This window comes from Micromonospora sp. 4G55 (genome assembly GCF_016803375.1).
The window spans coordinates 1-11,647 of the sequence record NZ_JAEVHN010000148.1; the positions used below are offsets into that span (position 1 = coordinate 1).

Annotated in this window: 7 protein-coding genes, 5 tRNA genes and 4 pseudogenes; 9 read left to right on the forward strand and 7 right to left on the reverse strand. The window is 72.5% G+C overall.

Annotation, left to right across the window (positions count from 1 at the left end; genetic code table 11):
• From JNW89_RS14735 to JNW89_RS14750, 4 genes and pseudogenes are all read left to right on the forward strand, one after another.
• Window positions 1-772 (forward strand): universal stress protein (locus JNW89_RS14735; protein WP_238449372.1); only part of this gene is annotated, 772 nt, incomplete at its 5' end.
• A gap of 126 nt (window positions 773-898) precedes the next feature.
• On the forward strand, window positions 899-3,301 hold the full coding sequence (locus JNW89_RS14740) for a phosphoketolase (RefSeq protein WP_238449373.1): 2,403 nt from the start codon (window positions 899-901) through the stop codon (window positions 3,299-3,301).
• A 31-nt stretch (window positions 3,302-3,332) separates the two neighbouring features.
• Complete coding sequence (locus tag JNW89_RS14745) at window positions 3,333-4,199, forward strand: universal stress protein (protein ID WP_238449374.1); 867 nt, start codon at window positions 3,333-3,335, stop codon at window positions 4,197-4,199.
• Window positions 4,200-4,453: 254 nt separating this feature from the next.
• Window positions 4,454-4,600 (forward strand): annotated as a pseudogene (locus JNW89_RS14750) (nitroreductase); the annotation flags it as partial.
• 10 nt (window positions 4,601-4,610) lie between these two features.
• Here JNW89_RS14750 and JNW89_RS14755 read toward each other — a convergent pair.
• Window positions 4,611-5,614 (reverse strand): annotated as a pseudogene (locus JNW89_RS14755) (NAD-dependent epimerase/dehydratase family protein).
• A gap of 918 nt (window positions 5,615-6,532) precedes the next feature.
• Between JNW89_RS14755 and JNW89_RS14760 the strand changes: the two are divergent.
• A complete protein-coding gene (locus JNW89_RS14760) occupies window positions 6,533-7,120 on the forward strand; it encodes a hypothetical protein (protein WP_238449375.1) in 588 nt (195 codons plus the stop codon).
• Between the two features lie 211 nt (window positions 7,121-7,331).
• On the opposite strand, the gene JNW89_RS14765 is transcribed toward JNW89_RS14760, so the two are convergent.
• Together JNW89_RS14765 and JNW89_RS14770 are read right to left on the reverse strand one after the other, a co-directional pair.
• A tRNA-Val gene (locus JNW89_RS14765) sits at window positions 7,332-7,406 on the reverse strand.
• A gap of 9 nt (window positions 7,407-7,415) precedes the next feature.
• Window positions 7,416-7,488: transfer RNA gene (locus tag JNW89_RS14770), tRNA-Gly, on the reverse strand.
• Window positions 7,489-7,652: 164 nt separating this feature from the next.
• Between JNW89_RS14770 and JNW89_RS14775 the strand changes: the two genes are divergently transcribed.
• Window positions 7,653-7,892: a DUF6458 family protein gene (locus tag JNW89_RS14775; RefSeq protein ID WP_238449376.1), complete on the forward strand. Its 240-nt coding sequence runs from the start codon at window positions 7,653-7,655 to the stop codon at window positions 7,890-7,892.
• A gap of 162 nt (window positions 7,893-8,054) precedes the next feature.
• Here JNW89_RS14775 and JNW89_RS14780 read toward each other — a convergent pair.
• From JNW89_RS14780 to JNW89_RS14790, 3 genes are all read right to left on the reverse strand, one after another.
• Window positions 8,055-8,126: transfer RNA gene (locus JNW89_RS14780), tRNA-Val, on the reverse strand.
• Between the two features lie 12 nt (window positions 8,127-8,138).
• A tRNA-Cys gene (locus JNW89_RS14785) sits at window positions 8,139-8,209 on the reverse strand.
• A 34-nt stretch (window positions 8,210-8,243) separates the two neighbouring features.
• Window positions 8,244-8,316: transfer RNA gene (locus tag JNW89_RS14790), tRNA-Gly, on the reverse strand.
• Window positions 8,317-8,615: 299 nt separating this feature from the next.
• Between JNW89_RS14790 and JNW89_RS14795 the strand changes: the two are divergent.
• From JNW89_RS14795 to JNW89_RS38775, 3 genes and pseudogenes are all read left to right on the forward strand, one after another.
• A pseudogene (locus JNW89_RS14795) lies at window positions 8,616-9,217 on the forward strand (TetR/AcrR family transcriptional regulator).
• Window positions 9,218-9,407: 190 nt separating this feature from the next.
• On the forward strand, window positions 9,408-9,743 hold the full coding sequence (locus tag JNW89_RS14800) for a maleylpyruvate isomerase family mycothiol-dependent enzyme (protein ID WP_238449377.1): 336 nt from the start codon (window positions 9,408-9,410) through the stop codon (window positions 9,741-9,743).
• The gene (locus tag JNW89_RS38775; protein WP_375155095.1) at window positions 9,709-9,945 is read left to right on the forward strand and encodes a hypothetical protein; all 237 of its coding nucleotides are present in this window, start codon (window positions 9,709-9,711) and stop codon (window positions 9,943-9,945) included. Before JNW89_RS14800 ends, JNW89_RS38775 begins: the two co-directional genes overlap by 35 nt.
• Window positions 9,946-10,150: 205 nt before the next feature.
• Here JNW89_RS38775 and JNW89_RS14805 read toward each other — a convergent pair.
• Window positions 10,151-11,343: pseudogene (locus JNW89_RS14805) on the reverse strand (alkane 1-monooxygenase).
• Window positions 11,344-11,647 lie beyond the last annotated feature (304 nt).

Below are 11,647 nucleotides of genomic sequence, written 5' to 3' on the forward strand. Positions count from 1 at the left end.
GGAGGTCGTCCGGGAGGCGACCCGGGCGGCCGCCGCGCACCGCCGGGACCTCGTCCTGCTGCACGCCTTCAACTGGCAGGCGGCGTTCGAGGCGCCCTCGGTCGCCGAGCCCCGCGCCGAGGCCGAAGAGATGATCGCGCGGGCCGCCGCGACCGCCGCCGAGATCGAGCCGGCGGTGTCGGTCAGCGCCGAGATCGTCGAGGGCCCCCCGCTGGACGCGCTGATCCGCCGCTCCGAGTCGGCGTTCCTGGTGGCAATCGGCGACGGCGGCATGACCACGTGCGGGGACTGCGTACCCGCCGACGCGCCGGCGGTGCAGCTCGCCGCCCGCGCCGGCTGCCCGGTGCTGGTGGTCCGCCGCGAGCCGCCCGTCGCCGGGCCGGTGCTGGTCGGGGTGGACGGGTCGGCGAGTTCGCGGACGGCGCTCGACTTCGCCTTCGACTGCACCGCCCGCCGGGAGGCCCGACTGCTCGCGGTGCGGGTCGTCGAGCCGGGACGGGCCGACGATGGCGACGACGTACTCATCGAGGCGGTGGCCGAGATCGGGCGGCGCTACCCCGGCGTCGCGGCGGAGTGCCACACCGTCCGCGGCGACCCGGGCGCCGTCCTGGTCGAGCAGTCGCGGTCGGCCCAGCTGGCGCTGGTCGGCGCCCGGGGCGACGAGCCGTGGCGCGGCATGCTGGGCGCGGTGAGCCAGACCCTGCTCTACCACGCGCCGTCGCCGGTCATCGTGGTCCGTGGCTTGACCGCCACGCCACCGGACGGGCCGTGACGCCCCCCGGTCCCGGGACCAACGGCCCTGATCCACTCGCACCGGCCCGGGTCAAGCTGGACAGGCCCCGGGTGATATCCGCCTTCGGGCTGCAGAAGTCCCCGACGCGCGAGAGGCTATTGCAGCATGGACACCGCTCTCGACCTGCACAGCCCACTGACCGAAGACGAGCTGCGCCGGCTGGACGCCTACTGGCGGGCGGCTAACTACCTCACCGTCGGGCAGATCTACCTGCTCGACAACCCGCTGCTCCGCGAGCCGTTGCAGCCCGAGCACGTCAAGCCGCGGCTGCTCGGCCACTGGGGCACCAGCCCGGGTCTCAACCTGCTCTACGCCCACCTCAACCGGGTCATCGTCAACCGTGACCTGTCGGCCATCTACGTCACCGGCCCCGGCCACGGCGGCCCGGCCCTGGTGGCGAACACCTGGCTGGAGGGGACCTACAGCGAGCTCTACCACGCGGTGAGCCAGGACGAGCGGGGCATGGCCCGGCTGTTCCGCCAGTTCTCCTTCCCCGGCGGCATCCCGAGCCACGTGGCACCGGAGGTGCCGGGTTCGATCCACGAGGGCGGCGAGCTGGGGTACGCGCTGAGCCACGCGTATGGCGCGGCCTTCGACAACCCGGACCTGCTGGTCGCCTGCGTCATCGGCGACGGCGAGGCGGAGACCGGGCCGCTGGCGGGCAGTTGGCTGTCCAACGTCTTCCTCAACCCGGCCCGCGACGGGGCGGTACTGCCCATCCTGCACCTCAACGGCTACAAGATCGCCAGCCCGACGGTGCTGGACCGGATCCCCACCGACGACCTGCTGGAGCTGATGCACGGCTACGGCCACCAGCCCTACGTCGTCGCCGGCGACGACCCGGCCACCGTGCACCAGGCCCTCGCCGCCACGCTGGACCGGGCGGTCGACGAGATCGCCGAGATCCAGCGGCGGGCCCGCTCCGGCGGTACCGTCGAGCGCCCCCGCTGGCCGATGATCATCCTTCGTACGCCGAAGGGCTGGACCGGTCCCCGCGAGGTCGACGGCAAGCGGGTCGAGGGCACCTACCGGGCCCACCAGGTGCCCGTCTCCGAGGTACGCACGAACCCCGCGCACCTGGCCGAGCTGGAGCGCTGGCTGCGCAGCTACCGGCCGGAGGAGCTCTTCGACGCCACCGGCGGCCCGGTGGCCGAGCTGGCCGCCCTGCCGCCCCGGGGCGATCGCCGGATGAGCGCCAACCCGGTGACCAACGGCGGTCGGGTGCTGCGCGACCTGGAGCTGCCGGACTTCCGGGACTACGCGGTCGACGTCAAGCAACCGGGTGCGCCGACGGCCGGGGCGACCGGCACGCTGGGCCCGTGGGTGCGCGACGTGATCGCCGCCAACCCGCAGACCTTCCGCCTCTTCGGCCCCGACGAGGTCGCCTCCAACCGGCTCGGCGCCGCCTTCGAGGTCACCGACCGGGCGTTCGTCGCCGGCACCGTCGGCGGCGACGACCACCTCTCCCCCGACGGCCGGGTGATGGAGGTGCTCTCCGAGCACCTGTGCCAGGGCTGGTTGGAGGGCTACCTGCTCACCGGCCGGCACGGCATCTTCACCAGCTACGAGGCGTTCATCCACATCGTCGACTCGATGGTGAACCAGCACGCCAAGTGGCTCAAGGTGACCCGGGGCATCTCCTGGCGGGAGCCGCTGCCCTCGCTGAACTACCTGCTCTCCAGCCACGTGTGGCGGCAGGACCACAACGGCTTCTCGCACCAGGACCCGGGCTTCATCGACCACGTGGTCAACAAGAAGGCCGAGGTCGTCCGGGTCTACCTGCCGCCGGACGGCAACACGCTGCTCTCCACCATGGACCACTGCCTGCGCAGCCGGCACTACATCAACGTGGTGGTGGCCGGGAAGCAGCCGGCGCCGAACTGGCTGACCATGGAGGAGGCGATCCAGCACTGCCGGCGCGGCCTGGGCATCTGGGACTGGGCCAGCACCGACGAGGGCAGCGAGCCGGACGTGGTGCTGGCCTGCGCCGGCGACGTGCCCACCCTGGAGACCCTCGCCGCGGCGGAGCTGCTGCGCCAGCACCTGCCCGAGCTGAAGGTGCGCGTGGTCAACGTGGTCGACCTGATGCGGCTCCAGCCGCCGTCGGAGCACCCGCATGGCCTGCCGGACAGCGAGTTCGACACCATCTTCACCCGCGACAAGCAGATCATCTTCGCGTACCACGGCTATCCGTGGCTGATCCACCGGCTCACCTACCGCCGTACCAACCACGACAACCTGCACGTGCGGGGATACAAGGAGGAGGGCACCACCACCACGCCCTTCGACATGGTGATGCTCAACGACCTGGACCGCTTCCACCTCGTCATCGACGTGATCGACCGGGTGCCCGGGCTCGCCTCGCGCGCCGCCCACCTGCGCCAGGACATGGTCGACGCCCGGCAGGCCTGCCGCGACTACACCCGACGGTGCGGCGAGGACGACCCCCGGGTCGCCGAGTGGCGCTGGATCCGCGAGACCGACTCCGCCTTGCGCGGCGGGCAGTGAACCGGCCGGCCGGCAGGGAAAGGTGAGCGCGATGAGCAACGACGAGATCCTGGTCGGCTACGACGGTTCCACCGACGCCACGTTGGCGCTGGACTGGGCGTTGGACGAGGCGCAGCGCAGCGGCCGGCCGGTCCGCCTGGCGTACGTCTTCGAGTGGCTGACCGTGGCCGGCTGGATCGGCCCCGGAGTGGCCCCGGGGATCTGGCCCGACGAGACCGCCCGACACCAGGTCGAGGAACTGGTCCACAAGGCCGCGGCCGACGCCGTGGCCCAGCGCCCGGGCACCATCGTGCACGGCGAGGTGTACGACGGGCCGCCCGCCCTGGTGTTGCAGGAGCGCTCCGCCGACGCCGGGCTGCTGGTGCTGGGCAGTCGCGGGCACGGCGGCTTCGCCGGCCTGCTCGCCGGCTCGACCGCCGTCGCGGTGACCGCCCACGCGCACTGCCCGGTGGTGGTGGTGCGCGCCGGGCAGGCCACCGGGGCGGGACCGGTGGTGGTCGGCGTCGACGGCTCCGAGTCCTCCCGGGTGGCGCTCGGCTTCGCGGTCGAGAGCGCCGCACAGCGCCGGGTGCCGCTGCGGGTGGTGCGGGTCTTCGCACCGCCGGCCGGGCGGTGGCGGCCCTCGGACCACGACGAGCAGGCCACCGTCGCCGGAGAACGGGCCGCGGTCGAGGAGTCCCTCGCCCCGTGGCGGGACACCTTCCCCGACGTCGACATCGACATCGAGGTGGCGCCCGGCAACCCGGCCGCCGCTCTGGTCGAGGCCAGCCGGGGCGCCCAGCTCGTGGTGGTGGGCAGCCGGGGCCTGGGCGGGCTGCGGGGGATGCTGCTCGGCTCGGTCAGCCAGCAACTGCTCCAGCACTCGTCCTGCCCGGTCGTGGTGGCCCGCGAACGCTGACGGTCCCGGCGCCCAGCACCGGCCCGCCCTGGTGATCGGCGCCGTTCGCGGCGTGTCGCGGCCCCTCCTGGGCGGGACAGCGCGACCCGCCGCATCCCGGTGTCGCTCCCGCTGGCGACGGGACGCCGGAGGAAGCGGCCCGGCAGCGCGGGGCCTACGTACGCTGCGCCGCATCCGGGCATGACGAAGGATGGAGCCGTGACCCCACCACGCGCCCTGCTGGACGCGGTGGTCGGCATCGGCTCCGACCTCGACCTGCGCAGCGCGAGGCGCTGCGGTTGTCGCTGGGCCGGTTCGGCACACCCCAGATGGTGATGCGGATCGGCTACGGCCAGCCCGGGGCGGCCACCCCGCGACGCAGCGTCGACGACGTGCTCGACCTGCCCGTGGTGTCGGCCTGAGCCTTCGGCGTCAGGCGGGGCGGGGGCTACCGAGCAGGGCCGCCTCCCGCTCCGGGTCCAGCCCCACCGCCGCGCGCGCCGGCCGCCGGCCCGCGCCGGCACGGACCCCACCTGCCGCAGCCACCGCCAGGTGTCGGCGACCGTCTCGGCCACCGGCCGGCAGGTCAGCCCCGACGCGTACGCCTTCTCCACGCCCCGCTCCTGCAACCAGCGGAACTCGTGACCGCGCGGCACCCAGACCGGCAGGTCGTTCCAGGGCACCACCCCGGCCGCCAGGATCCGCTCCGGATCCGTCCAGCACAGCCGCGCGTCCGACCCGGTGGCCGCGACGACCGCCGCCAACAGCTCCCCCATCGTCGCGTGCCCGCTGCGGCTGATCACGTTGTACGCCCCGCCGACGCGCGCCGCGCCCCGGTCGAGCATCCAGGCCGCCAGGTCCCGCACGTCCACGTACTGGATCGGCAGGTCCTCCGGGCCCGGTGCCAGCACGTCGCCGCCCCGGGCGACCCGCTCCAGCCACCAGGGCAGCCGACCGATGTCCTCCCCGGGACCGAGGATCAGCCCGGCCCGGACGAGCAACGCCGCGTCCCCGAACACCTCCAGTGCGGCCCGCTCCCCGCCCGCCTTGTTGTGCGCGTAGTTCCCGTCGCCCGCGTCCGGCTCGGCGTCCACCATCGGCGCCTCCTCCCCGGCGCCCGCCGGCAGCGGGTGGGCGTAGACCGAACCGCTGGAGACGTAGACGTAGTGCGGCACCGACCCGACCAGCGCCCGGGCCGCGTCCCCCACCGCCCGCGGCGCCCCGTCCCAGGTGTCCACCACCAGGTCCCACTTCCCGCCCGCGAGCGCCGCCAGTCCGTCCGGCGCCGTCCGGTCACCGCGCAACCGGTGTACGCCCGGCGGCACCGCACCGTGCACCCCCCGGTTGAAGACGGTCACCGACCAGCCTCTGCGTACCGCCTCGGCCACGGTCGCGCCACCCACGAAGCCTGTTCCACCCAGCACCAGCAGTCTCATGCGTCCCAGCCTGTCCGGTCCCAGCCCCCCACGGACCCCCCGTTCACCGCTAGCGGATCTGCCAACGGCAGAATCCCGCCCCTGCCCGCCGGCGACCCGGTGCGCGGACTTACTCCGTCGGCGGTCGCCGCCCGGCTCGGCCGCCCGACGGGTGCCGGCGGGTGGGTTGCCACAGTCAGCCGAGGCCGGCTCCGGGGGCGCGCGATTTGCGGGGTGTCCGCGCGTCGGTCCGCCAGGTCTGCCCGACGGGGGCTGACCCCGCCCGGACCCGCGCTCTTGCCGGCCATTGGCCCGCGCCATTTGCGGTGTGTCGCGCCTTCCAGCGCCCACGTCACCGCGACACACCGCAAACCGCGAAGGCGACGGGTTGCGGGCGGGGCGAACGTGCAGCCCCGGGGACCGCGCCCGGTCCGTGGCGGGTGCCGGAGATCCGGGGACCCTGCCCACGGGGCGATTTATGTCGTTCCGGTCGTTCGCCGTGGCGAGATGTCGGTTCCCACCGGATCGGCGTGCCTGGATGTCGCGCTCCGGTTGGTCTCGGCGTGCCGAATGTCCGGTTACCGGGGTGCGCCGGACTTGCCCGGATGTCCGGGTCTGGGCCAGCCAGTGCCGGGTCGTCCCGTGACCGGCGGCACCCTGGCGATGGAATGGTGGCCGGCCCGGGGTCGTTACATCACCTGGACGATCGCAGCAGGACCCCGCTGGCCTGGCCCGAACGCGTGGCCGGCCCGGAATGCGAGGCCCCGGAATGATGGTGGGCCGCCGGTCGTTATACATGGACCCGGCGCCGTGAGCCCCCCGCTCGCGAAGCCTGCCGGGCGAAGACTTTCCCCCTTGATCTTTGAGCGCCTTGTCGTGGTGCTTGCGCGTGTCCGACCCCCCTTGGGCACGTCGCCAACCCCCGAAGGAGCCATCCTGATGAACACCACCATTCTGCGGAAGAGCGTGCTGGGTATTGCTGGTCTGGCCTTCGCCGGTGGCGTCTTCGCCGGCCCCGTCACCGAGACCCACCCGGTCGACGCCAAGCCCGTCGCCGTGGTGCAGGCCGACAAGCCGAGCGTGGACAAGAGCAAGCTGATCCCGCACGGTGTGCAGGGCAAGCAGTCGCGCATCGACGTGGGCGACGAGCAGACGAAGAACGTGAAGGCGATCATCGCCGCGACGAAGAAGTCGGGCATGGACGAGCGGGCCGCCGTGGTGGCCATCGCGACGAGCCTGCAGGAGTCGAAGCTGGAGAACCTGGGCCACCTGGGTGAGCGCAACGACTTCGACTCGCAGGGCCTGTTCCAGCAGCGCCCGTCCTCGAGTTGGGGCACGGTCGAGCAGATCACCGCCCCCGAGTACTCGACGATGGCGTTCCTGAAGGGTCTCAAGCAGGTCGACGGCTGGAAGGACATGCCGCTGACCGAGGCCGCCCAGACCGTGCAGGTCTCGGCCTACCCGGACCACTACGCGCAGTGGGAGCAGCAGGCCGCCGACCTGGTCGCCAAGCACTGGAACAGCTGACCCACCTGAACGACACGCTGGCCGGCACCCCCGAGCGGGGTGCCGGCCAGCGGCGTATCCGCCCGGGAACCACACCCATTGATCATGAAGTTGACAGCGGTGGAGGAGATCAACTCCGCCGCTAACCTCATGATCAACGAGGAGAGGGTGAGGGGAAGAACGACAGAAGCCCCGGCTCATCAGCCGGGGCTTCGTGCGTCGGGCAAATGCCTGGTGGGCGATACTGGGTTTGAACCAGTGACCTCTTCCGTGTCAAGGAAGCGCGCTCCCACTGCGCCAATCGCCCGTGGTCGAGAGCGGACGACGGGATTCGAACCCGCGACCCTCACCTTGGCAAGGTGATGCGCTACCAGCTGCGCTACGTCCGCGTGCCGCCTGGTCTCCCCGGCGACGGGTTGAACTCTACCCGACGGCAAGATCGCCGGCTCCGCCGCCCCACCCCGCCCTCTCCACCGCCGGTGATTGCGCTGGTCACCCACGGGGTACTGATTCACCTCGACAGCACACCCGCATCCCCCTGAAGGAGGCTGTCGTGGGTATCGGAACGAGTATTTTCCTGCTCGCCGTCGGCGCGATCCTGACCTTCGCCCTGGACGCGAGCGTCGGCGGCGTCAACCTGGACGTGGTCGGTTGGATCCTGATGGCGGCCGGCCTGCTCGGTCTCGTGATGACCGCGCTGGTCTGGGGTCGCCGCCGCCAGGTGGTCGCCACCACCGAGCCGGTCGAGTACCGGCGGGTGGAGGAGCGCCGGGACGTCACTCCGCCGCTGTAGGGCGCATCACTACCCGGCCGACGGGGCTGATCGGTCGCGGGCGTACGACGAGGCGCCGGTCACCACGGGTGGCCGGCGCCTTCGCATGCAGAGCCCAGGAAAGTGGCGAGGAAACGAAAAGGCTGGTCACCGAAGGTTCCGGTGACCAGCCTGATCATTCTGTGGGCGATACTGGGTTTGAACCAGTGACCTCTTCCGTGTCAAGGAAGCGCGCTCCCACTGCGCCAATCGCCCGTGCTCATACCGAGGTGGGGACGGGATTTGAACCCGCGTACACGGCTTTGCAGGCCGTTGCCTCGCCTCTCGGCCACCCCACCGAGGTTGCCCCCGTCATGCGTGGCGGCAGCTCCGAGCGGACGACGGGATTCGAACCCGCGACCCTCACCTTGGCAAGGTGATGCGCTACCAGCTGCGCTACGTCCGCTTGTCTCCGGCGTTCCCGGTGACGGATGAGAACTTTAGCCGAGGCTCGGAAGAGTTGCCAACTCGGGGGTGGCCTCGGCGCGTCCCTGGCGGGTTCCGGGGTGAGAACCCGGGAACTCCCCCTAAAGCTTCCTAGGAGACTGGGTGGGGTGGTCGAAGGGATTGCGGGAGGTCAGCCGAAGGGCCAGGTCGGGGCGACGCGACGCGCCGAAGAAGAGCTGTCCGGGTTCCGACTGTGGCACGCCCGACCGACCGGCTCGGTAACGCGCTGTGCTCATATCGATGGGCTACCGTAACCGCGTGACGAGACGTGCCGCCGATGTCCGCCTGGATTCCCTGCTGCGTACAGCCTGCGACGTGATCGTCGAGCGCGGACTCGCCAACACCCGGACGGCCGACGTGGCGCAGGCCGCCGGGGTCAGCCAGGCGCTCGTCTTCTACCACTTCGCCACAAAGGAGCGCCTGCTGGCGCAGGCCTTCGCGTACGCGGTGGAGCAGGACCTGGCCCGCCTGGACGTGGTGGTCCGCTCCTCCGCCCCACCGCTGACCAAGCTGCGCAAGCTGCTGCGCCTCTACACCCCGCCCGGGCGTCGATCTCCTGGTCCATGTGGATCGACGGCTGGGCCGAGTCGCTGCGCACCCCGGAGGTGGAGCGGGTCTCCCGCCGGCTCGACCTGCGGTGGCGGCAGGACCTCGCCGCGGTGATCGCCGACGGGGTGACCGACGGCACCTTCGTCTGCGCCGACCCGATGGCCGCCGCCTGGCGGATCAACGCGGTGATGGACGGGCTGGCCGTCCAGCTCGCGGTGCACGAGCGGGTGATCTCCCGGCGGCAGTTCGCCGACTGGATCCGGCTGGTCACCGCCCGGGAACTGGGCCTCGACCCCGCCCAGCTCGACTGACCGCTCCACCTCACCCCGGGACAACCCGACGACGCGGGCGACGAGCCGACGACGCGGGCGACGAGCCGACCTCGCGGGCACCGACCGACGGCGCGGGCAGCGACCAGGAGCCGCGGCACCGACCGCCCGAGGGCCGGACGACCGGGCAAAACCGCCCGGACCGCCACGGACAGCCGCGACAATCGGCGGCATGGACCTGCTGGAGACGTACCGACGGAGCCTGGCCGAGTTCGTCGACCGGGTCGAGCAGGTCGCGCCCGGGCAGTGGTCGGACCCGACGCCCTGCCCCGACTGGGACGTCCGCGCGCTGGTCAACCACGTGGTCACCGAGGACCGGTGGACCGCGCCGCTGCTCGCCGGCCGGACCGTCGAGGAGATCGGCGACCGGTTCGAGGGGGACCAGCTCGGCGACGACCCGATCGGGGGCGGTCCGGCAGGTGGCGTCCCAGGCCGAGGTGGCGGCCAGCCATCCGGGCGCACTCGACACCACGGTGCACCTCACGGCCGGGGAGACGCCGGCGGGTGAGTACCTGAACCAGCTTGTCGCCGAGCACCTCGTACACGGCTGGGACCTGGCGGTGGCGATCGGGGCGGACCCGCGCCTGGACGGCGACGTGGTCGCCGCCTGCACCCGGTGGTTCGAGGCCCGGGTCGCCGACCACCGCAGCGGCGACCTGGTCCGGCCCGGGCTCGACGTGCGGGCGGGCGCGACGCGCAGGACCGGCTGATTGCCGCCTTCGGCCGCGACCCGGACTGGACACCGCCGGCCTGACCCGACCACCGAGGCCGGCGGACGGCCGGATCGCGTTGCCGGTCGGGAGTTGGCGCAGGGTGTCGGACCGGGACGACCGCGCCCGGGCCGGCGGCGGCCGCGAGGGTGCGCCGGCCGGACGCCCGAGGGGGTCCGGCGTCCGACCGACGCGGTCAGCGGGATCAGCCGGCGTACCCCTGTCCGGGGGCCGCGGGGCGGCGGCGCTGGCGCTCCCGCAGCCGGCTCCGGGCCGCGGGTGGACGTTGGCCAGGTCGAGGTCGCCGCCGTAGTGGGCGATCACCCGGTGGTCCATCACCCGCCGCCAGAGCGGGGGCACCAGCGCGGCGACCACCATCGTGGCGTAACCGGCCGGCAGTTGCGGCGAGGTGTCGAAGCTGCGCAGCGTCTGGTAGCGCCGCAGCGGGTTGGCGTGGTGGTCGCTGTGCCGCTGGAGCTGGAAGAGGAAGACGTTGGTGACGGTGCGGTCGCTGTTCCAGCTGTGCCGGGGGTCGACCTTCTCGTAGCGGCCGGCGGCGGTGCGCTGCCGGGCCAGCCCGTAGTGCTCCAGGTAGTTGACCACCTCGAGCAGGCTGAAGCCGACCACCGCCTGGAGCAGCAGGAACACCAGTACGCCGGGGCCGAAGGCGAGCATCAGCGCGGCGTAGAGCACCAGCGTCATCGCCCAGGCGTTGAGGATGTCGTTGCGCCACGTCCACGGGCTGCGGCCCCGGAGCCGGAACCGGCTGGTCTCCAGCCGCCACGCCGACCGCAGGCTGCCCCAGACGGTACGCGGCCAGAACGCCCAGAAGCTCTCCCCCAGCCGTGAGCTGGCCGGGTCCTCCGGGGTGGCCACCCGGGTGTGGTGGCCCCGGTTGTGCTCCACGTAGAAGTGGCCGTAGCCGGTCGGCGCGAGGGCGACCTTGGAGAGCCAGCGCTCCGCAGTCTCCCGCTTGTGGCCCAGCTCGTGGGCGGTGTTGATGGCGATGCCGTTGACCACTCCGACGGTGGCGACCAGCCCGGCCGCAGCGATCCAGGACAGGTCGCCGCGCGCCCAGACGGCGCAGCAGAGCACCAGGGCGGCGTACTGGGTGGGCAGGTAGAGGTAGGTGAGCCAGCGGTAGTAGCCGTCGGCGGACAGCCGGGGCACCGCCTCGTCGGGCGGGTTGCGCCGGTCGTCGCCGATCAGCAGGTCCACCACGGGGATGAGCCCGAAGACCACCACCGGGGTGAGCCACCAGGCCCAGGCGCCGCCGCCCCGCCACCCCAGCCAGCCCAGGAAGGGCAGCACCGGGACGAGCAGGGCCAACGGCCAGAGCGGCTTGCGGGTGTCGCGCCAGGCGACGGCAGGAACCGTCGCGTCGGGGCTGATGGCCATCGCCGACCTCCGATCTCGCGGGCTGTCCTGACTGTGGCACCGCCCACTACTTTTTACAAGACCCGAGTTTTTGTAAAGCGATCACGGTGATCGTCGCCGCACCGACCGTCACGGATGACCTTGCCCTCGCCCGATCTGCCTGGTATTCACAGATGCGCATGCGTAACCGCGCCTGCACCGGGCCGGCGCAGCGTCGGCCCCCGCTCCCACGAGGAGGTCCCGTGCCCAGACCGGAGTGGACACTTCCGACGAGCCGGCCCCGACGCCGGCTCGTCCCCGTACTGGCGACCGCCGCCGTGGTCGC